This window comes from Novosphingobium capsulatum NBRC 12533 (genome assembly GCF_001598375.1).
In the GTDB taxonomy this organism is placed as follows: domain Bacteria; phylum Pseudomonadota; class Alphaproteobacteria; order Sphingomonadales; family Sphingomonadaceae; genus Novosphingobium; species Novosphingobium capsulatum.
In genome coordinates, this window is sequence record NZ_BCYV01000014.1 from 37,629 (window position 1) to 60,910 (window position 23,282).

Below are 23,282 nucleotides of genomic sequence, written 5' to 3' on the forward strand. Positions count from 1 at the left end.
CATTGATGTCCAGAGTGTTGGACATATGTCCCGCTTCCCTTTCTCTGCGATCGTCGGCCAGGACGAGATGAAGCTGGCGCTGCTGATTGCGGCGGTCGATCCGGCGATCGGCGGAGTCATGGTGTTTGGCGATCGCGGCACGGGCAAATCCACCGCCGCACGCGCGCTCGCGGCGCTGCTGCCGCCGATCATGGTGGTGGAGGGCTGCCGCTTTGGCTGCGAAACGCCGGGCCAGTGCCCCGGACCGTGCACCGGTGGCAAGACCGTGCGCCAGGCGGTGCCGTTCGTCGATCTGCCATTGGGCGCGACCGAAGACCGGCTGCTCGGCGCGCTCGACCTGGAACGCGCGCTGCGCACGGGCGAGCGGGTCTATGAACCCGGCCTGCTGGCGCGCGCGCATCGCGGGTTCCTTTATATCGACGAGATCAACCTGCTGGAGGATCACCTCGTCGACCTGCTGCTCGACGTGGCGGCATCGGGCCAGAACGTGGTGGAGCGCGAAGGGCTGTCGGTGCGCCATGCCGCGCGCTTTGTGCTGATCGGCAGCGGCAATCCCGAAGAGGGCGAACTGCGCCCGCAACTGCTCGATCGCTTTGGCCTGTCGGTGGAGGTGCGCACGCCGCGCGCGATCGATACGCGGGTGGAGATCATGCGCCGCTGCGCCGCCCACGATGCCGATGCGGCGGCGTTTGCGGCGCAATGGGCGCAAGAGGATGACAAGGTATTGCAACAGATCGCGCGCGGGCAGCGGCGGCTGGCGCGGATCACCGTGCCCGATGCGGTGATGACCGATGCCGCGCTGTTGTGCAGCGAACTGGGCGTGGATGGCCTGCGCGGGGAATTGACGCTGATGCGCGCCAGCCGCGCGCTGGCTGCGCTCAAGGGCGCCAAGCTGGTGCGGCGCGAGCATCTGGTGGCAGTGGCGCCGCTCGCGTTGCGCCATCGCCTGCGCCGCGATGTGCTGGACGAAAGCGGATCGAGCGCGCGGATCGAGCGCGCGCTGGCTGAACACTTATCATGAGCGGCGGGCTGGCAGATGCGCTCATGGCAGCGCGCCTGCTGGCCCATAATCCTGCGGCGCTTGGCGGAATGTGCCTGCGCGGCGGCGGCCCGGCGCGCGATCTGGTGACGCAGGCGCTGGCTGCGCTGTTGCCGCCTGGGACGGCGTGGCACCGCCTGCCCGGCCATATCGACGAAGAACGGCTGTGCGGCGGCACCGATATCGCCGCGAGCCTGGCCAGCGGCACGCTGGTGCACCAGCGCGGCCTGCTGGCGGCGGCGCGCGGCGGAGTTCTGGTGGTGCCGATGGCCCAGGGCCTGCGTGCCGATATTGCCGGCCGCGTGGCGCAGGCGATGGATGATGCGGGCGGGCCGATCCTGGTTTTGCTGGACGATGGCACAGCGGACGAACCGCGCCCGCCCGCCGCGCTGATGGAACGCATTGCCTTCGACATTACGCTGGATGGGCTGCGGCTGGCGGACCTGGCAATGCCACTGCCGCACGCTCTGGCGGCAACGCCTGTTCCACCCGCGGATAACGCCATGCTGGCCGCGCTCGCGGTGGCGGCGCAGGCGCTGGGCATCGCCTCGATGCGGCCGCTGTTGCAGGCCGCCGCCGTGGCGCAGGCCCATGCCGCGCTGGCGGCGCACGCAGCGGTGGACGCAGAGGATGTGGCGCTGGCGGCGCGGTTGGTGCTCTCGCCCCGCGCGACGCAAGTGCCGCCCGACAGCGCGCCACCCCCTGATGCCCCGCCCGATATACCGCCCGAGCAGGAGCGGGACACGCGCGATGGCGAGCAGGAAGGCGAGGGGTCGGAGATTCCCGAAGACCTGGTGATCGACGCGGCGCGCGCGGCGATCCCGCGCGACGTGCTCGATCGTATTGCTGCCGGGCAGGCGGGTCGGGCCAAGACCGGTGGCGGCGGTGGCTCGGGGCAGCGCTTGCGATCGGGCCGGCGTGGCCGGCCGCTGGGCGCGCGGCCTGGCATGCCCGGTGGCGGGGCGCGCCTGGCCCTGATTGACAGCCTGCGCGCGGCCATCCCCTGGCAACCGCTGCGCCAGCGCGATCCCGCGCCGGATGGCGCGGGGCCGATCCGCTTTCGCCGCGACGATCTGCGCGTGCGCCGGTTTGAAGAGCGGCGCACCACCGTGACGGTGTTCTGCGTCGATGCCTCTGGCTCTACCGCGATGGCGCGCCTGGCCGAGGCCAAGGGCGCGGCCGAGCTGATCCTGGCGCAGGCCTATGTCAAGCGCGCGGAAGTGGCGGTCTTGGCGTTTCGCGGCGAGGGGGCAGAGGTGCTTTTGCCGCCGACCCGCTCGCTCACCCGCGCCAAGCGCGCGTTGGCCGCGCTGCCCGGCGGCGGCGGCAGCCCGCTGGCGCATGGACTGGTCCTGGCGCGCCAGCTGGCAGAGGCGGTGGCCGCGCGCGGTGGCACGCCGATCCTGGTGTTCATGACCGATGGCAGCGCCAATATCGCGCTCGATGGTGCGCGCGGCCGTGCCCGCGCGCAGGATGATGCGCAGCGCGCGGCCCGCGCTATTGCCGTGGCCGGCCACGATGCCGTGGTGATCGATATCGCCGCGCGTCCCCGGCCGGAGGCAGCGGCCCTGGCCCAGGCGATGCGCGCGCGCTATCTGCCGCTTCCCTGCGCCGATGCGCGCGCGCTGCATGCCGCTGTGGCCCAGGCCACCCCGCCAGAGCCGGCGCTACGCCGGGCGCGGGCATGAGCAGCGGGCCGCGCTGGGCCGTGGAGGGCCGGAACTGGCCGCATCGCGCTGCCAGCCGCTTTGTCGAAACGCCTGGGCTGACCTGGCATGTGCAGCAGATGGGCGATGGCGCGGGTCCAGTGGCGCTGCTGCTGCACGGCACGGGAGCGGCCACGCACAGCTGGCGCGATGTCATGCCGCTGCTGGCGCGCGATTATACCGTAGTGGCGCCCGATCTGCCCGGCCATGGCTTTACCCGGGGGCGGCCGCAAGGCGGGCTGACACTGGTGGCGATGGCGCGGGCGGTGGATGAGCTGCTGCGTGCGCTGGGCCAGGTGCCGGCGGTGGTGGTGGGCCATTCGGCCGGCGCGGCGATTGCGCTGCAACTGGTGCATGGGCGGGGGGATGGCGTGCCGGTGGTGGGCCTCAACCCCGCGCTGATGCCCTTTCCGGGCCTGGCCGCGCAGCTGTTTCCCTCGCTGGCGCGTATGCTGTTCGTCAACCCGCTGGTGCCGCGCATGCTGGCGGGGATTGCCCGCCTGCCGGGAGAGCCGGAACGCTTTCTGCGCCGCGCCACCGGCTCTGCCCTCGATGCCCAGGGCCTGCGCTGCTATGCCGCGCTGCTCGGCAATGCCGGCCATTGCGCCGGGGCGATGGAAATGATGGCCAGCTGGGATCTCGATACCCTGAGCCGCACTTTGCCGGCGATCACCGCGCCGGTGCAACTGGTGCATGCGCGCGGCGACGTGGCCGTGCCGCTGGCATCGGTGGAAAAGGCCGCCGCCCTGCTGCCCCATGCACGGCTGGAGGTACTGCCTGGGCTGGGCCATCTGGCGCATGAGGAGCGGCCCGACCTGGTCGCGGCCTTGATCCACGCCCATGCCCGGCAACAGCGGGAGAGAGTGGGATGAGCGGCTGGAGCCAGCATTTCGGCTGGGTGGAAATCGTCTTTACCGCCACGATCGCCATCGGCTTTGGCGTGTGGCAGCTGTGGTCAGTCAACCGCGAAATCCGCCACGACCGTGCGCGCAAGGCCGAGCAGGAGCGGGCGGATGCCAGCGATGATGGGGCGCCGCCGGCTGTTTGAGCAAAGATTTCGCGCAGAGGCGCAGAGGCGCCGAGAAAATCTGAATCTCCGCGCCTCTGCGCCTCTGCGCGAACCAAATTATGTTCGGCACTGCCCGTCGTAGACGTGCGCGCGTTGCGTCAGAAGAACAGCTGGACCCCGGATCAAGTCCGGGGTGACGAATAAACAGAGATATAATTCATCGTCACCCCGGACTTGATCCGGGGTCCAGCTTGATAACTTGCGCTATCCTTGAATTCATCGCTGGAACGCCAAACCGCGCCGTCAAAGAATGCGCTGTCCATCCAATATCGCGGTCTCAATCGGCGCCATGACTCAACCCCGGCCTAAACCACCCGTGGAATGCGATAGGGGAGCATGAATTGCACGATCGGCGAGGAGAAGCGATCCATGTCGAGGCTTTCCTGGACCGAGACGACCGGTTCGCCCAGCAGCGTGGAGCGCAAGGTGGAGCGGGAATAGAAGGGGGCGTCTTCCCAGGTGCGGACCACGCTGGCGTGGCCGCGATCGGCGCGGGTCTTGCGTTCCATTTGCCATAACGTGTTGGGCAGGGGCGCCACGGGTGGCAGTTCGGCCTCTTCGTGCGGGGTGCCATCGGCGGCAAAGCGCAGGGCGCTGGCAAAGGGGCGGCCGTCGCGGCGGATGCCTTCGTAGAATACGAAAGAGCCGTGGCGGCCATGGGCGCGAGACCAGTGCCACACGCGAAAGCCCTGTTCCAGCGCCTCGCTGCCGAAATTGGAATCGAGATAGGCGCTGCCCTGCCAGGCCAACCCTGGCTGCTGCATCGTCACCTCGATCCGCGCGCGCGGGGCGAGGCAGTGCCAGCGGTGCCGCCCTTGGGGGTCGAGCGCGAAGGCCTTGGCGTTCATCGCCTCGGGAATGACGCGCACGCGCCCGGCCACGCGGCGCTGCCATGGCACGCCGACGCGCTTGTCCATTTCCTCGATCTCGATTTCCAGCGCGTCGCCGGTCCAGCGCATGGCACTGGGGCCGATCTGCAGGCAATCGGCATCGCGGCGAACGGCGCCGCGTCCGCGCTCGGTCATTGTCCAGCGCGCCCCGGGGCCATAGAGCGCGACGTTGAGCGCGCAGTGATCCAAGGGCGTGCCCCGGCCGCTTTTCTTGTAATAGGGGGAAAACACGCTGCCGATGAAGGCGATGATCGTCAGCCCGTGGCGCCCGCACTGGCTGATGGCATCGACATACCACCAGCCATAGCCACCGGGTGGAATCGCCGCATCGAAGCGAGGTCTTGCAGCACCGCCCGGCTCGCCAGCCGTGCCGACAAGGCGGCCATCGGCACCCCCGCTCCGGGGTGGGTGCTTCCACCCGCGCAATAGAGCCCAGGGATCCGGGTCCGCGTGCCCTGCCGCAGGAATGACGCCGCCCAGCCGTGCGAGGCCCGTCCATAGATCGCTCCGCCGGTCGAGGGCAAAAAGGTCTCGAACTCGTTCGGCGTCAGCAGGATGCGGGGACAATCCGTTTCCAGCTCCAGCCCGCAGCGGCGCAGCGTCTTGCGCATGGCCAAGGTGCATTGGTCCCTCTCCTTTTCGCTATAGGCGTGGCTGTCGCCGTTGGCCGGGGCATTGACGATGATCTGCAGGCGCTCGCGCCCGCCGGCCTGCGCAGTGGTGCCATCGCGATCCTGCGCGCAGGCATAGACGCTGGGATCGCTGGGCGGGTGGCCGCCGCGAATATCGCTGAATTCGCGCGGGTAATCGGGCGAGAACAGCACGTTGTGCCGTTGCAGGGGGAAGCCGCTGGTCTGCGCATGGGCGAGCCAGACCATGGCCGAAAGCGAGCGGTGACGCACGCCGTGGCTGCTGACCGCCATGGCGCCGATCGGGCCAAGGCGCCCGGCAGCAAGCGCTTCGGGATCGGCATTGGTGATCACGGCATCGGCCGGCACATGCTCGCCATTGGCCAGCACCACGCCCGAGGCGCGGCCATTGTGCGTTTCCAGCATGGCCGCACCGGTGCCAAAACGGAACTGCGCGCCATGGCGCTGCGCCAGGTTCATCAAGGCCTGGGCCAGGGCGCTGATGCCGCCATCGATCAGCCACACGCCCTGCGCCTCGACATGGGCGATCAGCATCAGTGTGGCCGGCGTGGCAAAGGGCGAGGAGCCGCAATAGGTGGAATAGCGCGCGAAAAGCTGACGCAGCCGTTGATCGGCAAAGTGCTCGCCCAAGACCTTCCACAGGCTTTCATAAGGGCGGATGGCGAGGAGATCGCCCACCCGCCACAGCCCGATGCGCCACATCAGCGAGGGCGGCCAGGCGAGCTTTGATCCGCGCAGCATGGTGGCATCGAGAATGCCGTGGATGCGCGCCGCCTCTGCCCGGAAGGCGCGAAAGCCAGCTGCTGCCGCAGCCCCGGCAAAATCGCCGATCGCTTCCTCGCTGCGCGCGGGATCGGCATGGAGATCGAGCTGACCGTCCCCGTCCCAGGCATGGCGGGCGAGCACCTGGGCGCGGCGGATCGTGACATGATCGGTCAGGTCAGCGCCGCAATCGTGGAAGATATCGGCAAACACATCGCGCAGGGTGAACACGGTGGGGCCGGCATCGATGCCCACGCCATCGACGGCCAGTTGCCGCGCCTTGCCGCCCGGATGCCCGGCCTTTTCGATCACGGTCACCGCCAGGCCGCGCGCGGCGAGCAGCGCGGCCGCTGCCAGCCCGCCAATGCCTGCGCCGATGATCGCAACCCGTGCCGCCATGCGCGTCGTGCCCCTTTGCGAAAGGAATCACCCTCGGGAATAGGAATTGATCTTTACACCAATGATGTCCATTAAAATAGACATATGGAAATGTCCACTATTCCAGACCAATTGGACCCGCCGTCTGCCGTGGCGCCTTGGCGTCGACGGTGGACGGCGTGGCGCAACGGGGTGCTGGCCAGCCCGCGCTTCCAGTTCTGGGCGGCGCGGCTGCCAGGGATTGCGATCGTGTCACGCCGCCGCGCGGCGCAGGCGTTCGATCTGGTGGCGGGCTTCTGTTATTCGCAGGTGCTGATGGCGGCGGTGCGGGTTGGGCTGCTTGATCTCTTGCGTCGCGGGCCGTGCAGTGCAGATGACGTGGCGCTGGCCAGCGGCCTTTCGCCCCAGGCCGCGTTGCGCCTGGTGCGCGCGGCGGCTGCGCTCGACCTGGCCGAGGAAGTGGCACCGGGGTGGTGGATGCTGGGGCAACAGGGCGCCGCCCTGCAGGCCAATCCCGGCGCGATCGCGATGGTGCGCCATCATGCGCTGCTCTATGCCGATCTGGCCGATCCCGTGGCGCTGCTGCTGCGCGACCGGGCCATGCCCACCGCGCTTTCGTCGTTCTGGCACTATGCCCAGGATGCCAGCGAACACGAGGCGGCATCCTATTCCGCGCTCATGGCGGCTTCGCAGGCGATGGTCGCGCAGCAGGCGCTGGCGGCCTATCCCTTTGCCCGGCATCGGCGGTTGCTCGATCTCGGCGGTGGCCATGGCGCCTTTGCCAGCGCGGTGGCAAAGGCCTGTCCGGCGCTGGAGGTGGCGGTGTTCGATCTGCCGCCGGTGGTGGCCGGCGCCGGCGCCTGGCTGGATGCAGCGGCGATGCGCGGGCGCATCGCGTTGCATGGCGGCGATTTCTTTCGCGATCCGATTCCGCCGGGCCATGATTGCATCACGCTGGTGCGGGTGCTGCACGATCACGATGATGATGCCTGCCTGGCCCTGCTGCGCGCCGCGCGCCAGGCGCTGGTTTCGGGCGGGCGACTCGTGGTGGCAGAGCCGATGGCCAAGACGCCGGGCGCGGCCGCGATGGGTGATGCCTACTTCGGATTTTATCTCTGGGCGATGAATGCCGGGCGCCCGCGCAGCGCGGCTGAATATGGCGCGCTGCTCAAAAAGGCCGGATTTGCGGGGTGGCGGCGCCATCGCACGGCATATCCCGTGGTTGTCAGTGTGGTTGTCGCGTTTGGATGACACTTAAAAACGTCAAGATAGATTGACGTATGTCAAGGTTGGCGTATGGTGATCCTTGCCGGAACGTACCCGCTTTCGGGTGAACGCGACGGGGTCTGACCGACCGTTGGGAGAAGGACCGGGGCATGGATGCGCTGGCCGTCATACTCGAAGCACCCAGGTGCATTGCGCTACGCAAGCTGACGTTGACCAGTTCGGTCGCCGGCAACGGCGCCGTTCTTGGCCCGAGCGACGTGGTGGTCGACATCCGCTGGAGCGGCATCAGCACGGGCACCGAAAAGCTGCTGTGGTCGGGCGAAATGCCGGTCTTTCCCGGCATGGGCTATCCGCTGGTGCCTGGGTATGAGTCGCTGGGCCGCATTGTCGACGCCGGGGCCGAGGCGCAGGGGCGCATTGGCGACTGGGTCTTTGTGCCGGGCGCGGCCTGTTATGCCGATGCGCGGGCGCTGTTTGGCGGCACGGCGCAGCGCGTGATCATTCCCTCGGCACGGGCCTTTCCCGTGGCCGAGTCGCTGGGCGCCGATGGCGTGCTGTTTGCCTTGGCGGCCACGGCGCTGCATGCGCTGCAAGGCGGCGCGGCGCCCGATCTCATCATCGGGCATGGCACGCTGGGGCGCCTGCTGGCGCGGCTGACCATCGCCATGGGCGCGCCTGCGCCCACGGTGTGGGAACGCAACGCGGTGCGGCGCGAGGGCGTCAGCGGCTATCGCGTGATCGCGCCCAAGGACGACGATCGGCACGATTACGCCACGATCTATGACGCGAGCGGCAATGCCGATTGCTTGGATCAGCTGATCGCCCGGCTGCGCCACGGCGGCGAAGTGGTGATGGCCGGGTTCTATGCCAACCGTCCCAGCTTTGACTTTGCCCCCGCATTCCGGCGCGAGGCGCGCTTTCGCATCGCCGCCGAATGGCAGCCAGCCGATCTGGTGGCGGCGCGCGGCCTGATCGACAGCGGGGCGTGCAGCCTGGCTGGCCTGGTCAGCCACATGCGCCCGGCGACCGAGGCCAAGGACGCCTATCCCGAAACCTTCCTCGCCGCCGACTGCCTCAAGATGGTTCTCGATTGGAGCGCTTGCGCATGACCTTGCTGAACACTGCCGATGCCCTGCGCGCCGAAGCCGCGATCGAGCCCGATGCCCCGCACACGGGCGAGGTAACCAAGCAGACCCAGGTGATTGCCATCTATGGCAAGGGCGGATCGGGCAAGAGCTTTGCCCTGTCCAACCTCAGCTACATGATGGCGCAGCAGGGCAAGCGCGTGCTGCTGATCGGGTGCGATCCCAAGTCTGATACCACCAGCCTGCTGTTTGGCGGGCGCAGCTGCCCTACGATCATCGAAACCTCTGCCGCCAAGAAGCTGGCGGGCGAAGAAGTACGTATCGAAGACGTGTGTTTCCAGCGCGATGGCGTGTTTGCGATGGAACTGGGCGGGCCGGAAGTGGGCCGTGGCTGCGGCGGGCGCGGCATCATCCATGGCTTCGAACTGCTGGAAAAGCTGGGCTTCCATGATTGGGGGTTCGACTATGTCCTGCTCGATTTCCTGGGCGACGTGGTCTGCGGCGGGTTCGGCCTGCCGATTGCACGCGATATGTGCCAGAAGGTGATCGTGGTCGGCTCCAACGACCTGCAATCGCTCTACGTTGCCAATAACGTGTGCAAGGCGGTGGAATACTTCCGCAAGATGGGCGGCAATGTTGGCGTGGCCGGCATGATCGTCAACAAGGATGACGGCACCGGAGAGGCCGCTGCCTTTGCCGATGCCGTGGGCATCCCGGTGTTGTGCGCCATTCCCGCCGACGAAGACATTCGCCGCAAGTCGGCCAATTACCAGATCATCGGCCGGCCCGATGGCCAGTGGGGCAGCCTGTTCGAAGACCTGGCGGTCAACGTTGCCACCGCGCCCGCGCAGCAGCCGCGCCCGCTCGACCAGGATGGCCTGCTCGGCCTGTTTTCGCCCGAGCAAGTGGGCGGCGATGTGGTGCTGCGGCCCGCCACCCAGGCCGATATGCGCGGCGCCAGCTTTGTCCAGAAGCCCTCGCTCGAGGTGATCTATGACGAGGCTTGACGCACCCGCGCCGCCGGCCGCGCGCCAGGCAGACCGCATCGCGCTCGATCCGCCGCCGGCCAGCGGCGGGGGCTGCCATGCCGATGCCGGCGTGCTGCGCGCGGCGACCGACCAGGCCCAGGGCAGCGCGCTGCTGGAACGCTATGCCGCCGATTATCCGGTGGGGCCGCACGATCAGCCGCAAAGCATGTGCCCGGCGTTCGGGTCGCTGCGCGTCGGGCTGCGCATGCGCCGCACCGCCACGGTGCTGTCGGGCTCGGCCTGCTGTGTCTATGGCCTGACGTTTACCTCGCACTTTTACGGCGCGCGGCGGACGGTGGGCTATGTCCCGTTCAATTCCGAAACGCTCGTCACCGGCAAGCTGTTCGAGGATATCAAGGACGCGGTGGAAGGGCTGGCCGATCCGGCGCTCTATGACGCCATCGTGGTGACCAACCTGTGCGTGCCCACGGCCAGCGGCGTGCCGCTGCGCCTGCTGAAAAAGCAGATCAACGGCGTGCGCATCATCGGCATCGACGTGCCCGGCTTTGGCATTCCCACCCATGCCGAGGCAAAGGATGTGCTCGCCGGCGCCATGCTGGCCTATGCGCGGGCAGAGGCCGAGCAAGGCCCGGTGGCAGCGCCCCGGGTCAAGCCCGATCGCCCGACGGTCACTTTGCTGGGCGAGATGTTCCCGGCCGATCCGGTGGGGATCGGCATGATGCTGGAGCCGCTGGGCCTGGCCGCCGGGCCGGTGGTGCCCACGCGCGAATGGCGCGAGCTTTATGCCGCGCTCGATTGTGCGGCGGTGGCGGCGATCCATCCATTCTACACCGCCAGCATGCGCGAATTTTCCGCCGCCGGGCGCGGCATCGTCGGCTCTGCCCCGGTGGGGGTGGAAGGCACGGCCAGCTGGCTTGATGCGATCGGCGCGGCCTGCGGCGTGGCGCAGGACCGTATCGATGCAGCCAAGAACCGTTTCCTGCCCGCGATCGGCGGCGCGCTGGCGGCCAATCCGATCAAGGGCCGCGTCACCTTGACCGGCTATGAAGGCTCGGAACTGCTGGTGGCGCGGCTGTTGATCGAAAGCGGCGCCGATGTGCCCTATGTCGGCACGGCCTGCCCGGCGACGGCGGCCGGCGAGGCTGACCGCGCCTGGCTGGAGGCGCGCGGCGTGCGTGTGAACTATCGCGCCAGTCTTGAGCAGGATATTGCCGCTGTCGAGGAATTTGGCCCCGACCTGGCCATCGGCACCACGCCGGTGGTGCAGCATGCCAAGCAGCGCGCGATTCCCGCGCTCTATTTCACCAACCTGATTTCCGCCCGCCCGCTGATGGGTGTGGCCGGCGCGGGCAGCCTGGCACAGGTGGTCAACGCGGCGATGGCCAACAAGCCACGCTTTGATCGCATGCGCGCCTTTTTCGATGGCGTGGGCAGCGGGCCGGGCGCGGGCGTGTGGGAAGATACCCCGCAGGACCGGCCGCAGTTCAAGAAGAAATACGCCGCCCTGAACGAAGCCGCGCGCAAGGCGGCCGAGGCGGTGGGATCATGACGCTGGTTCTCGATCACGATCGCGCCGGCGGCTATTGGGGGGCGGTCTACGTCTTTACCGCGGTCAAGGGTCTGCAGGTGATCATCGACGGGCCGGTGGGCTGCGAAAACCTGCCGGTGACATCGGTGCTGCATTATACCGATGGCCTGCCCCCGCACGAGCTGCCGATCGTGGTCACGGGCCTGGGCGAAGAGGAGCTGGGCAAGACCGGCACCGAAGGGGCGATGAAGCGGGCGTGGAAAACGCTCGATCCCGATCTGCCGGCGGTGGTCGTCACCGGCTCCATCGCCGAGATGATCGGCGGCGGGGTGACGCCCGAAGGCACCAATATCAAGCGCTTCCTGCCGCGCACCATCGACGAGGACCAGTGGCAGAGCGCCGATCGCGCGCTGGGCTGGCTGTGGAAGGAATTTGGCCCCAAGGGCGTGCCCGCCGCCCGGCCGCTGCGCGAAGGGGAAAAGCCCCGCGTCAACATCATCGGCCCGTCTTACGGCATGTTCAACATGGCGAGCGACCTGCACGAGGTGCGCCGCCTGATCGAGGGAATCGGCGCGCAGGTCAACGTGGTGTTCCCGCTGGGGTGCCACCTGGCTGATATTCGCAAGCTGGCCGATGCGCAGGCCAACGTGTGCCTCTATCGCGAATTTGGCCGGGGCCTGTGTGAGACGCTGGAGCGGCCCTATTTCCAGGCGCCGATCGGGCTGGACAGCACCACCTTGTTCCTGCGCGCGCTTGGTGCGGAACTGGGGCTTGATCCCGAACCGTTCATCGAGCGGGAAAAGCATACCACGATCAAGCCCTTGTGGGATCTGTGGCGCTCGGTGACGCAGGATTTCTTTGCCACCGCCAGCTTTGGCATCGTGGCCAACGAAACCTATGCCCGTGGCATCCGGCGGTTCCTGGAAGACGACATGGGCCTGCCGTGCAACTTTGCCTTTGCGCGCAGCGCCGGGGTCAAGCCGCGCAACGAGGACGTGCGCGCGGCGATCCATGCCAATCCGCCGCTGGTGCTTTTCGGTAGCTACAACGAGCGCATGTATAATGCCGAGCGTGGCGGGCGCGGGATCTATATCCCGGCCAGTTTCCCCGGCGCGGCGATCCGGCGCCACACCGGCACGCCGTTCATGGGCTATTCCGGCGCGACCTATTTGGTGCAGGAAGTGTGCAACGCGCTGTTCGACGCGCTTTTCCACATCCTGCCGCTGGCGACCGAAATGGACAAGGTAGAGCCCACGCCCGCGCGCGGGGTCGGCGAAGCGGCGTGGCGCGAATTGCCGTGGGATGACGATGCCAAGACGCGGCTGGACGAGGTGGTGGCAGCGCAGCCCGTGCTGATCCGCATTTCGGCGGCCAAGCGCCTGCGCGATGGCGCCGAGCGCGCCGCCCGCCGCCATGGCGAAGACCGCGTATCGGCCGATCGGCTGGCCGATGCCCTGCTTGAGGCGCAGGTCGCATGACCCGCGCCCGTTCCATCCGCCCGGAAGCCTGCCGCGTGCAGCCCGGCCCAGCCATTCTCACGGTGCATTCGGGCGCCGCGAGGATACCCGAAGAGGTCGTTTCGCCTCTCGCACACCACCAACGAAAGGAGATTGGGCTATGAGTGATCGTGACGATCGCTTTGGGCTGAGAACGTATCTCACGCCCGAGGAAGCCAAGGAGTTCCACAAGCTGTTCATGAGCAGCTTCCTGGGCTTCACCGGCGTGGCCGTGGTTGCACACGTCCTGGTCTGGATGTGGAAGCCCTGGCTGTAAGCCGCCCACTCCCTCGCGATATCGGGCCAAGGGGGCCTGATGGGGCGAGGGCCAACACTCTTGCACAAGGATAAAACCCATGTGGAGACTTTGGCTGATTTTCGATCCGCGCAGGACATTGGTTGCCCTGTTCGGCTTTCTGCTCGTGCTGGCACTGATCATTCACTTCATCCTGCTCAGCACCGACACCTACAACTGGCTCGACGGCCCCAACTCGGCGCAGGGCGCCGCGCATGCCGCCGCTGCCGCAAAACCGGCCAGCTGACGCAAGCCCGTGCGAGAGGCGGCGGCGATCCCGACCGCCGCCTCATGGGCGCTGACGCCTGAAAAAACTGGCATCTGAACACAACAGCCGCCGCATCCAGGCGGAGAGGGGGATGGCCATGGCACTCCTGAGTTTCGAACGAAAATATCGCGTGCGTGGCGGCACCTTGATCGGTGGCGACCTGTTCGATTTCTGGGTGGGCCCGTTCTACGTCGGCTTTTTCGGCGTGGTAACGGCGATCTTCGCCTCGCTGGGCACGGCGCTTATTTTCTATTCCGCATCACAAGGCCCGACCTGGAATCCCTGGCTGATTTCGATCGCGCCGCCCGATCTCAAATATGGCCTGGCGCTGGCGCCGCTCAAGGAAGGCGGCTTCTGGCAGATCATCACGGTCTGCGCGCTGGTCTCGTTCGTGTCATGGGCGCTGCGCGAGGTGGAAATCTGCCGCAAGCTGGGCATGGGCTATCATGTGCCGGTGGCCTTTGGCATGGCGATCTTTGCCTATTTCACGCTGGTGGTGATCCGTCCGGTCCTGCTGGGCGCGTGGCACTGGGGCTTTCCCTATGGGATCTTCAGCCACCTCGATTGGGTGTCGAACACCGGATACCAGTACCTGCACTTCCACTATAACCCGGCGCACATGCTGGCGGTGTCGTTCTTCTTCACCACCACGCTGGCGCTGGCGCTGCATGGCGCGCTGGTGCTCTCGGCCGTCAACCCGCCCAAGGGTGGCGAGGTCAAATCACCGGAATACGAAGACACCTTCTTCCGCGATCTTATCGGCTATTCGATCGGCACGCTGGGCATTCACCGCCTGGGCCTGTTGCTGGCGCTCAACGCCGGGTTCTGGAGCGCGGTGTGCATAGTCATCAGCGGCCCGTTGTGGACGCGCGGTTGGCCCGAGTGGTGGACCTGGTGGCTCAACCTGCCGATCTGGTCGTGAAGGAGCACCGTGCGATGACGACCTACCAGAACATATTCACCCAAGTGCAATTGCGCGGCGAACCGGAAATGGGCGTGGCCCTGCCACCGGGCAGCGAGGAGCGCATCGGGCAGGGCGGCTTCGTCCACCTCCTCGGCCTGGTCGGCCAGGCGCAGATCGGCCCGATCTACCTCGGCTGGACCGGCATTTTCGCGCTGATCTTCGGGTTTACCGCGTTCGAGATCATCGGTCTCAACATGCTGGCCTCGGTCAACTGGAACCCGATCCAGTTCGTGCGCCTGCTGCCGTGGCTGTCGCTGGAGCCGCCCGGCCCGCAATATGGCTTTTCCCCGTTCGTGCCGCTGGCCAAGGGCGGGTGGTGGATCATCGCCGGTTTTTGCCTGACCACCTCGGTCATGCTGTGGTGGGTGCGCACCTATACCCGCGCCCGCGCGCTCGGCATGGGCACGCATGTCGCCTGGGCCTTCCTCAGCGCGATCTGGCTGTTTTTGGTGCTGGGCTTCATCCGCCCGTTCTTCATGGGCAGCTGGGCCGAAAGCGTGCCGTTCGGCATCTTTCCGCACCTGGATTGGACCGCTGCGTTCTCGATCCGCTATGGAAACCTGTTCTACAACCCGTTCCACTGCTTCTCGATCGCGTTCCTCTATGGCTCCACCCTGCTGTTTGCCATGCACGGCGCGACGATCCTGGCTGTCGGCCGCTATGGCGGCGAGCGCGAGATCGAGCAGATCACCGATCGCGGCACCGCATCGGAACGCGCCGCGCTGTTCTGGCGCTGGACTATGGGTTTCAACGCCACGATGGAATCGATCCATCGCTGGGCCTGGTGGTTTGCCGTGCTGACCACGCTGACCGGGGGCATCGGCATCCTGCTGACCGGCACCGTGGTGGACAACTGGTATCTGTGGGCACAGCAGCACGGCTATGCGCCGCACTATCCCGCAACCGGGGTGATTGACCCCGCCACCTTGGGGAGCACGGGGAAATGAGACGGATCACCGCTATTGCCCTGGCGGCGCTTGCCGCGCTGTCCCTGGGGGGCTGCGAACTTTCCCACAAGGTTTCGGGCCAGAACGGCTATCGCGGCACCGGCATGGACCAGGTCACGGTCAAGAAAGTGGCCATGGCCAAGGACGAGGTGCCGCCGCCGCCCTATGACCCGCCATCCACCGACGGGCCGCGCGCCAAGGAGCAGTTCCAGAACCTGCAGGTGCTGGGCGATGAATCCGCCGAGCAGCTGAGCTATACCATGGCCGTGATGACCGCCTGGGTGGCGCCCAAGGAAGGCTGCAACTATTGCCACAATCCCAACAACATGGCGTCTGACGAACTCTATACCAAGGTGGTTGCGCGGCGCATGTTGCAGATGACGCGCAACATCAACCACAACTGGCAATCGCACGTGGCCCAGACCGGGGTGACCTGCTGGACCTGCCACCGTGGCCAGGCCGTGCCGACCAACCACTGGACCATGCCGCCCGCGCCACCCAGCGGCATCATCGGCAACCGCCATGGCCAGGACGACCCGATCGCCGCCACGGGATTTTCGTCGCTGCCCGATGCCTCGCTGGCGCTCTATCTGACCGGCGACCCGAAAAAGGACCAGAATATCCGCGTCCAAGCCACGGCCGCGCATCCTTCGCCGGCTGACAAGACCAGCGTGATGCAGACCGAAAATTCCTATGCCGTGATGATCCACGTGTCCAAGGCGCTGGGGGTAAACTGCACGTTCTGCCACAATGCCCAGGCGTTTGGTGCCTGGCCGATCAGCACGCCCAAGCGGGCCAAGGCCTGGTACGGCATCCGCATGGTGCGCGAAACCAACGGGCAGTATATCGGCTCGCTCACCAGTGCCTTCCCGGCCTATCGCAAGGGGCCGATGGGCGATCCGTTCAAGGTCAGCTGCGCTACCTGCCACCAGGGCAAGAACAAGCCGATGGGTGGCTATCCCATGGCAAAGGATTACCACGCCCTGTGGGGTGCGCCGGGCAATGCAACGGTGCCCGCCACGTTCCCCACGCCGTTGCAGGCGCCAACGCCCACCCAGCCCGTCGCCTCGGCTGCTCCGGCGCGTGGGGCGGCCACACCGCAGGGGTAGGCGCGATGCCGCAAAACAGCCATCCGCCGTAATGCGCAACGCGATGGAGCATTCGGGAACGGTTCGGGGGGCCAGCCGTTACCGCGCCAGGGAAGTATTGGAAAATGCGGGACGATTGGCACGGACTGCCTGCTGTTGCCGCACCCTGGCTTAGGTATGTTTTCGCCCTAACGGCCGTATTGCGTGGCACTATCGGACACGTTCTAGTTTCCCGCCGTCCCGTGTGACGCGCAGCCTCATAAAACATAACGGAGGATGCAGATGATATCCAAGGTCCACACTCTTGCATTGGGCACCGCCACGCTTTTGCTTGCCGCGTGCGGCGGTGGTGGCAGCAAATCGGCAGCGGAACAGACGCCAGCTGCCAGCGAAACCACGACGGCCGCTGCAGCGGCATCGATGACCCCGGCCGCAGCCGCCAGCACGCCCGCGCCGGCGGCTGATTCCACCGATACGCTCGATCACACCACGCTGGCATCGTTCACCGCCGATCCGGTGCACGGCAAGCAGATCTTTGCGCAGTGCCAGGCCTGCCACTCGGCCGAACCGGGCAAGAACATGATCGGCCCCTCGCTGGCGGGCGTGGTGGGTCGCAAGGCTGGCTCGATCGCCGGGTTTGCCTACTCCAACGCCAACAAGAGCAGCGGCATCACCTGGACCGCCGAAAAGCTGTTCCAGTACCTGGAAAAGCCGCAGCGCGTGGTGCCGGGCACCAAGATGACGTTCCCCGGCCTGCCCAAGGGCCAGGACCGCGCAGACGTGATCGCCTATTTGAAGAACCCGACCTGATCACAGACGCTATTGCGATTTGTACAAAGGCGCGAAGGCACTGCGGTGTTCTTCGCGTCTTTGTGTGTGGGTGGAGGACAGCGTGCCGTCCTGCTCTGCGATGTTCGAGACCGCGCCCCTCCGTCAGCCCTGCGGGCTGCCACCTCCCCGCTGGGCGGGGAGGATCGTGTTCAGGGCGCCGGGGTGTGGACCGGGGGCAGCAGCATGGTCATGCCCAGGCGCGCGATGCGCCAGGTGCCCTCGTGCTGGGCAAGGTCGAAGGCGTAGCGGGCTTTGACTTCCAGTAGCGCGCCATCGGTGCCCAGGCTGAAGGCGTGGCCATAGGCCGTGACCTGGGCGGTGTTGGCGGCGGCGTCATAGGCGCCGAGTGCCACGTTGCCGACAAAGTGGGCGTTGCTGGCCATGGTGTCAAAGGCGGCTTCGAAGAACCCCTGGATGCCTGCACGCCCGACGATCCGGTCCATGCCCAGGCTGGTCAGGTCATAGCAGCCATCGGGCGCGAACAGCGCGGCAACGCCGGCCGCATTGCCGATATCGTCCACCGCCATGGCATAGGCGGTGACGAGATCAGCAAGGGCCTGGCGCACGTCTGCGGGGCAGGGCGGCGGGGGATAGGTCATGCCGGTTGCACCGGGCCCTTGCTGGCCACGTAATCGTTGAGCAGTTCGTGGAAGCGCTGGATGCGCTTTTCCTGGCCGGGCAGGATACAGCCCTTGAAGCCGCGCGAATTGAGGCCTTGTTGCTGCGTGGTGCCGATCGAGAGATCCTGATCGGCGACAAAGCCCAGCGAGACGCCATCGCCATAGCGGCTGTGCCGTGCCACGGCATCGTGGCGCAGCGGCACGGTGCCGATCGGGGTGACCACCTCTTTCATGCCCTTGACCGGGGGATAGAGGCACCAATGCTGGAACACGCATTTTTCCGGGTCGGTGGGATGCGGCTCGGTGCGCAGCACCTGCATCTGTTCGGGCGACATGGTGAGCGTGAGATTGGGAAACAGCGTGCAGTGGAAATAGTCCACCAGTTGCTGGTCGGTCATGTCTTCGTACATGGTATAGCCGCGCTCTGGCCCCAGCTTGCGCTTGGCGGCGATCACGGCGGCGCGGATTTCGCCGGTGCGGCCCTGATAATCGGCCGGATCGATGCCCCAGGCGCGGGCGATATCATCGAGCGGGGCAGGCACTTCGGCGCTGTGATAGTCCACCCGCGTGGTGGCCTGGTGGCCGATCATCCACATCGCGTTGTGGCCGCTGGGATACATCTCGAAGACCGTGGTGGGCAGGCCGTCGTTGATGAACGTGGCCAGTTCGGGATGGATCGTGGGGAGGTGGTAGCTTTCGTTGAAATTGTCGCGGATCACCTTCCAGTTGAATTCCGCGTCGCACGACAGCTTGAGCACGCGCACCCAGTTATCCAGGCCATAGTTGGCGAGGCGTTCCTGCAAGGGCGCCATCCACTGCGCCAGTGGCGGCACGTCATCATCCATGCACCAGAACACGAACGGGCCCCAGGTTTCGCAGCGCAGTTCCGACAGGTGCACTTTGCCGCAGGGGTTGCCGCCGGCAAAATCATCCGGGTCCTGCACTTTGGCGAGCAGGCCATCGGGAGTGAACTGCCAGCCGTGATAGCCGCAGGTGATGCGCGGCAGCGAGCCGGCATCGCCCAGCACCAGGCGGTTTCCGCGATGCGGGCAGCTGTTGTAGAACGCGCGCACGCTGCCATCGGCCTGGGCGATCATCAGGATCGAATCCTTGCCGAAATCGTGGCGGATGAAGTCGCCTTCCTCCTCCAGTTCGGCCAGCATTCCGCCCAGGTGCCACACCTTGGGCCACAGATTCTGCCCTTCCTTGTCCATCCAGTCGCGCGAGATATAGCGATCGGCTGTGATCGTGTCGCCGCGCACCGGCATGTCGAAATCGGGCGAATAGCGCGATTTGTTGTCCTGGACTGTCATGCTCGCCGCCCTCTCACATTACCGGCTTGGGCAGGGTGGCATCATCCTGCAGATACCAGTTGAGCCATTCGTGGAAATACTGGTTGCCGCGTTCGTTGCGGCCGAACACCAGGTTGTCGTGCGCGCCGCTTTCCAGGCCTTTCTGGATTTCCATGCCGATCACATAGTCTTCCTGATAGGTCACATCGCGGAAGAAGTTGATAATCTGCTCCACCGCGGCGCGATCGGCCTCGTCGCGGATCGGCTCGCGCCGCAGGTAGTGCAGCACGGTGCGGTTGCGATCGGGCGTCGGCCCGGGGAACAGCTGGGCCACCTGGGTAATTTCGGGCGCGAGGAACGCCGAGACATTGGGGAACAGGATGCGCACGAAATCAAAGCCGTTGTTTTCCTGGTCGCCCCAATCCTCGCGCGGCACGTCTTTCAGCGCCTCGGCAATGCGGTGCTGGGGAAAGCCGATGCGCATCGAGGGGCCGAACCCTTCGTAGAACATGCGGTTCGATGGCGTGCGCGGTTCGATCGTGGCGGGGTGCAGCGAGGCGAAGTGATAGCCTTCGAGATAGCCGTCGAACGCGATCTTCCAGTTGGCGCCCTCGATCGTGCGGCTGCCGAGATAGGCCCAGTCGGCAAAGCCGACATTCTCGAAGTCTTCAAGGAAGCCCTGGAAATAGTCATCGAGATCGAGCGGGGCATTGGGCGTGAGCGCCACGAAGATCATGCCCGCGCGTTCCTCGCACGGCAGCGCGCGCAGGGCGAGGCCGGCCTTGTCGACATCGCCAAAGTTGGCGCTTTCCGACACGCCCAGCAGCTTGCCATCCTGGCCATAGGTCCAGCCGTGGTACTTGCAGGTGAAGCGGGCGCACTTGCCGTGCCCTTCGGAAGCGACCGGCGCGCCGCGATGCGAGCAGACGTTGAGGAACGCGCGCACCTCTCCTGCCTTGTCGCGCACGATCAGCACGGGCAGGCCCATCGCGTCCATCGCCTTGTAGTTGCCCGGCTCGGGCAGTTCGGCGGTGAAGGCCAGCATCAGCGGCACGCGGCGGAACACCAGTTCCATCTCTGCCTTCCACTGATCGGGATCGGTATAGGTGGCCGTGCGCACGCGCGCCACCTGCTGGGCCTGGTAGGTGCTGTTGTGCTCGACGTAATCCAGCATGATCTCGGCAATATCGCCGATCCGCTGGCGCCGCTCGGCCCGTTCATTGCTCATCTGCGGCCTCTCCTGCCTGTTTTGCTTGTGTCGCTAATGGCCAAAGCTGCCGCAGGCAGATCGCCTTGCCAAGCTGGGACAGGTGACAGGTTCCTCGCATTTTGGCCAAGTGGACAGGCGCCCGCTTTGCAGCGAACAAGCGCAAAACGGGCAAGGCGACGAGGATGATGAACGACAGCGGCGAATCAGCGCGTGAACCTGCCCGATCCTGGCCCGCCGTTCCGGCCGCGCACCAGGCGCCATTCGTGAGCGACGGGCTGTGGCCGCATCAGACGATAGCCGATCGCGCTGCCGATCTGGCGGCTACGCGGCCCGATGATCCGTGCATCATCGATGATGCCGGCGTGCTGACGTTTGCGGCGCTGTGGGCCGATGCCCAGGCGCTGGCCGCTTCGCTGCGCGCCCGGGGCCTGGTGCCGGGCGACGTCGTGGCGTTCCAGTTGCCCAACTGGCGCGAAGCGGCGGTGCTCAACCTGGCCTGCGTGGTCGCCGGGCTGGTGGTCAACCCGATCGTACCGATCTATCGCGATGCCGAAATGCGCATGATGCTGGGCGATGGCGCGGCCCGCGCGCTGTTCGTGCCCACGGTGTTCCGCAAGGTGGACCACGCTGCCATGGCCGCCCGGGTGCAGGCCGATCTGCCCGCGCTGACGCATGTGTTCACCGTGCGCGGCGAGGGGCCTGACGATCTTGCCAGCCTGGTGGCGGCCGGGCGCAGCCTGCCCGATGCACGGGTGGTGGTCGATCCCATGGCGGTGAAGATGGTGCTCTATACCTCGGGCACCACGGGGCGGCCCAAGGGCGTGCTGCACAGCCATGCCACGCTGGGCCGGGTCATCGGCCAGAGCGGCACGTTCTGGGGGTTGAAACCGTGCGCGGCGGTGCTGATGCCATCGCCGGTCACGCATGTGTCGGGCTTTGCCAATGGCCTGGAAATGCCGCTGGTGATGGGCACCTGCACGGTGCTGATGGAAAGCTGGAACGCGCAGGAGGCGCTCGTCCTGATCGCGCGGCATGGCGTGGTTGGCACGGTGGCGGCCACGCCGTTCCTGGTGGAACTGGCCGCTGCCGCGCGCGCGGCGGGGGAAACCCTGCCAACGTTCCGTTTCTTTGCTTGTGGCGGCGCGGCCGTCGCGCCCGAGGTGATCCGTGAGGCGCGATCAGCCTTTGCCCGCTGCGCGCCGTTTCGCGTGTTCGGCAGTTCCGAAGTGCCGCTGGTCAGCTTCGGCTGGCCCGATGATCCTGCGCGCGCGGCGCAGACCGATGGGCGCATCGTGGACTATGCCGTGCGCATCGTCGATGAAGCCGGCCACGATCTGCCCGATGGGCGCGAGGGCGAAATCCTCGCGCGCGGGCCGGCGATGATGATCGGCTATACTGATCCTGCCGAAACCGCCAAGGCGATCGACGCGCAGGGCTTTTTCCGCACCGGAGACCTGGGCGTGCGCGACGCCGCCGGCGCCATCACCGTTACCGGGCGCAAGAAAGACCTGATCATTCGCGGCGGCGAAAACATTTCCGCGACCGAGATCGAGCAGGTGCTGGCCACGCATCCGGCCGTGGCCGATTGCGCGGTGGTGGCCATGCCCCATGCCCGGCTGGGCGAGGGGGTCTGCGCGTTCATCGTGGCGCGGGGCGCTGTGGCGGCGGCCGATCTGGCCGCGCATGTGGCGGCCAGTGGCCTTGCCCGGCAGAAGATTCCCGAACGCTTTGAAATGATCGCGGCCCTGCCGCGCACGGCGGCGGGCAAGGTGCGCAAGGATCAGCTGCGCGCGCAGATCGCGCAGATCATTGCGGCAGAGACGCTTCCGGCGCCGGGTTGAGCGGGCCCTGGTGCGCGCCAACCCATTCGCGCCACAGCAGCATCAGCACGGCGATCAGCGCCGGCCCGATCACCAGCCCGATCAGCCCCCAGGTTTCGATCCCGCCCAGGATGGCCAGCAGCACCCACAGGAACGGCAGCCGCGTGGCCCCGCCGATGAACACCGGGCGCACGAAGTGATCGGCCACGAAGATCACCACGCTGCCAAAGACCAGCACGATGACCGCTGCCGCCGCCTTTCCGGCCGCGGCGAGCAGGGCAGCGGCGAGGACCACCGCCGCCACCGCGCCGAGCGGAATGGCCGACAGCAGTGCGGTGAGCAGGCCGAGTAGCGCGGCATGGTCCACTCCGGCAAAGCCATAGGCCAGGCCCATCAACACGCCTTCGCCAAAGCCGATGATGATCAGGCCATTGACCGTGCCGCGCACCGCCAGCACCGCCTGATCGGCCACGCGCAGGCCCAGTTCGCCAAAGGCGCGGCGCGTGCCGATGCGCAAGGCATGGGCCACACGCGCGCCATCGCGCATCAGGAAGAACAGCGTCAGCAGCATGAAGCTGACCAGCAGCACGCGATGCGCGACCAGGCCCAGGATCTTTTCGCCCGACGTAAAATGCAGCTTGTGTGCCTGCATCGACAGGCGATCGATCGCCTCGGGCGTGGCCAGGGTCTGCTGCCACCAGGCGACCAGGTGATCGCCATAGGGCAGGTGCGCCACGAAATCGGGCACCGGCACGCCCTGGGCATGGGCCTGCGCCAGCCACTGCGTCACGGCCATGCTGTCGTGCGCCACGGCGGCGGCGACCATGACCAGCGGGATGACAAACACCAGCAGCACCAGCAGGGTGAACACCGCAGGCAAGACCAGCTTCTGCCCGCGTGGCCAGCGCTGCGCCGCTGTAACGTGGAGCGGCCAAAGCGAGACCGCCAGGATGACGCCCCAGCCCAGCGCGGGCAGGAACATCCGCAAGGTCCACAGGCCAGCCAGCGCCAGCAGCACGATGGCAACGACACCGGTTATCCGTTGCGCCCGCGTGGCGTGGTTGGCCCCTTGCGCGGTCCAGGTTCCGGGCGCGTCGTCATCATGGCTTGCTTGCATCAGGCCTGCCT

The 23,282-nt window shown here is 66.9% G+C and carries 22 protein-coding genes; 16 read left to right on the plus strand and 6 right to left on the minus strand.

What is annotated here, in order from left to right; genetic code table 11:
* Positions 1–25 precede the first annotated feature (25 nt).
* The 4 genes from bchI to SCA01S_RS13820 are packed head-to-tail and all read left to right on the plus strand — an operon-like array spanning position 26 to position 3,793.
* Positions 26–1,021, plus strand: a complete 996-nt coding sequence (gene bchI, locus SCA01S_RS13805; RefSeq protein WP_062786503.1) for a magnesium chelatase ATPase subunit I — start codon at positions 26–28, stop codon at positions 1,019–1,021.
* The gene (locus SCA01S_RS13810; RefSeq protein WP_062786506.1) at positions 1,018–2,727 is read left to right on the plus strand and encodes a magnesium chelatase subunit D; all 1,710 of its coding nucleotides are present in this window, start codon (positions 1,018–1,020) and stop codon (positions 2,725–2,727) included. The genes bchI and SCA01S_RS13810 overlap by 4 nt, the downstream gene beginning before the upstream one ends.
* Positions 2,724–3,617, plus strand: coding sequence for an alpha/beta fold hydrolase BchO (gene bchO, locus SCA01S_RS13815; RefSeq protein WP_062786509.1), 894 nt, complete (start codon positions 2,724–2,726; stop codon positions 3,615–3,617). The genes SCA01S_RS13810 and bchO overlap by 4 nt, the downstream gene beginning before the upstream one ends.
* Positions 3,614–3,793 carry a hypothetical protein gene (locus SCA01S_RS13820; RefSeq protein ID WP_062786511.1) on the plus strand — a complete coding sequence of 60 codons (180 nt, stop codon included), beginning with the start codon at positions 3,614–3,616 and terminating at the stop codon, positions 3,791–3,793. The genes bchO and SCA01S_RS13820 overlap by 4 nt, the downstream gene beginning before the upstream one ends.
* 326 nt (positions 3,794–4,119) lie before the next feature.
* Here SCA01S_RS13820 and SCA01S_RS13825 read toward each other — a convergent pair whose 3' ends face one another.
* Positions 4,120–5,025, minus strand: a complete 906-nt coding sequence (locus SCA01S_RS13825; protein WP_084391024.1) for a carotenoid 1,2-hydratase family protein — start codon at positions 5,023–5,025, stop codon at positions 4,120–4,122.
* A complete protein-coding gene (crtD, locus tag SCA01S_RS13830) occupies positions 4,959–6,515 on the minus strand; it encodes a 1-hydroxycarotenoid 3,4-desaturase CrtD (protein ID WP_062786514.1) in 1,557 nt (518 codons plus the stop codon). Before crtD ends, SCA01S_RS13825 begins: the two co-directional genes overlap by 67 nt.
* Before the next feature lie 90 nt (positions 6,516–6,605).
* Between crtD and SCA01S_RS13835 the strand changes: the two genes are divergently transcribed.
* The 11 genes from SCA01S_RS13835 (at position 6,606) to SCA01S_RS13880 (ending at position 17,191) form a co-directional block, all read left to right on the plus strand.
* Positions 6,606–7,745 (plus strand): methyltransferase, encoded by a 1,140-nt coding sequence (locus SCA01S_RS13835; RefSeq protein WP_062786809.1) that lies wholly within the window; start codon positions 6,606–6,608, stop codon positions 7,743–7,745.
* A gap of 125 nt (positions 7,746–7,870) precedes the next feature.
* Positions 7,871–8,830, plus strand: coding sequence for a chlorophyll synthesis pathway protein BchC (gene bchC, locus SCA01S_RS13840; RefSeq protein WP_062786517.1), 960 nt, complete (start codon positions 7,871–7,873; stop codon positions 8,828–8,830).
* Entirely contained in the window at positions 8,827–9,813 is a 987-nt protein-coding gene (locus SCA01S_RS13845) for a chlorophyllide a reductase iron protein subunit X (protein WP_062786519.1), read from the plus strand. Before bchC ends, SCA01S_RS13845 begins: the two co-directional genes overlap by 4 nt.
* Positions 9,800–11,344 carry a chlorophyllide a reductase subunit Y gene (bchY, locus tag SCA01S_RS13850; RefSeq protein ID WP_062786521.1) on the plus strand — a complete coding sequence of 515 codons (1,545 nt, stop codon included), beginning with the start codon at positions 9,800–9,802 and terminating at the stop codon, positions 11,342–11,344. Before SCA01S_RS13845 ends, bchY begins: the two co-directional genes overlap by 14 nt.
* Complete coding sequence (gene bchZ / locus SCA01S_RS13855) at positions 11,341–12,801, plus strand: chlorophyllide a reductase subunit Z (RefSeq protein WP_022677063.1); 1,461 nt, start codon at positions 11,341–11,343, stop codon at positions 12,799–12,801. Before bchY ends, bchZ begins: the two co-directional genes overlap by 4 nt.
* Positions 12,802–12,940: 139 nt before the next feature.
* The gene (gene pufB, locus SCA01S_RS21865) at positions 12,941–13,096 is read left to right on the plus strand and encodes a light-harvesting antenna LH1, beta subunit (RefSeq protein WP_022677062.1); all 156 of its coding nucleotides are present in this window, start codon (positions 12,941–12,943) and stop codon (positions 13,094–13,096) included.
* A 79-nt stretch (positions 13,097–13,175) separates the two neighbouring features.
* The gene (gene pufA, locus SCA01S_RS13860; protein ID WP_022677061.1) at positions 13,176–13,361 is read left to right on the plus strand and encodes a light-harvesting antenna LH1, alpha subunit; all 186 of its coding nucleotides are present in this window, start codon (positions 13,176–13,178) and stop codon (positions 13,359–13,361) included.
* Between the two features lie 118 nt (positions 13,362–13,479).
* Positions 13,480–14,304 carry a photosynthetic reaction center subunit L gene (gene pufL, locus SCA01S_RS13865; protein ID WP_054131572.1) on the plus strand — a complete coding sequence of 275 codons (825 nt, stop codon included), beginning with the start codon at positions 13,480–13,482 and terminating at the stop codon, positions 14,302–14,304.
* Between the two features lie 14 nt (positions 14,305–14,318).
* Complete coding sequence (gene pufM, locus SCA01S_RS13870) at positions 14,319–15,293, plus strand: photosynthetic reaction center subunit M (protein ID WP_062786811.1); 975 nt, start codon at positions 14,319–14,321, stop codon at positions 15,291–15,293.
* The gene (pufC, locus tag SCA01S_RS13875) at positions 15,290–16,402 is read left to right on the plus strand and encodes a photosynthetic reaction center cytochrome PufC (protein WP_062786524.1); all 1,113 of its coding nucleotides are present in this window, start codon (positions 15,290–15,292) and stop codon (positions 16,400–16,402) included. The genes pufM and pufC overlap by 4 nt, the downstream gene beginning before the upstream one ends.
* A gap of 261 nt (positions 16,403–16,663) precedes the next feature.
* Entirely contained in the window at positions 16,664–17,191 is a 528-nt protein-coding gene (locus tag SCA01S_RS13880) for a c-type cytochrome (RefSeq protein ID WP_157088981.1), read from the plus strand.
* 170 nt (positions 17,192–17,361) lie between these two features.
* Here SCA01S_RS13880 and SCA01S_RS13885 read toward each other — a convergent pair whose 3' ends face one another.
* From SCA01S_RS13885 to SCA01S_RS13895, 3 genes are read right to left on the minus strand one after another with little or no spacing between them, the layout of a single operon-like run.
* Entirely contained in the window at positions 17,362–17,811 is a 450-nt protein-coding gene (locus tag SCA01S_RS13885; RefSeq protein ID WP_062786530.1) for a nuclear transport factor 2 family protein, read from the minus strand.
* Positions 17,808–19,145 (minus strand): aromatic ring-hydroxylating oxygenase subunit alpha, encoded by a 1,338-nt coding sequence (locus tag SCA01S_RS13890; RefSeq protein WP_062786533.1) that lies wholly within the window; start codon positions 19,143–19,145, stop codon positions 17,808–17,810. The genes SCA01S_RS13885 and SCA01S_RS13890 overlap by 4 nt, the downstream gene beginning before the upstream one ends.
* Positions 19,146–19,158: 13 nt before the next feature.
* Complete coding sequence (locus tag SCA01S_RS13895; RefSeq protein ID WP_062786535.1) at positions 19,159–20,352, minus strand: aromatic ring-hydroxylating oxygenase subunit alpha; 1,194 nt, start codon at positions 20,350–20,352, stop codon at positions 19,159–19,161.
* A 164-nt stretch (positions 20,353–20,516) separates the two neighbouring features.
* On the opposite strand from SCA01S_RS13895, the gene SCA01S_RS13900 reads away from it, so the two are divergent.
* A complete protein-coding gene (locus SCA01S_RS13900; RefSeq protein WP_245652620.1) occupies positions 20,517–22,175 on the plus strand; it encodes an AMP-binding protein in 1,659 nt (552 codons plus the stop codon).
* Here SCA01S_RS13900 and SCA01S_RS13905 read toward each other — a convergent pair.
* On the minus strand, positions 22,141–23,271 hold the full coding sequence (locus SCA01S_RS13905; protein WP_062786538.1) for an AI-2E family transporter: 1,131 nt from the start codon (positions 23,269–23,271) through the stop codon (positions 22,141–22,143). The genes SCA01S_RS13900 and SCA01S_RS13905 overlap by 35 nt on opposite strands.
* Positions 23,272–23,282: the final 11 nt, after the last annotated feature.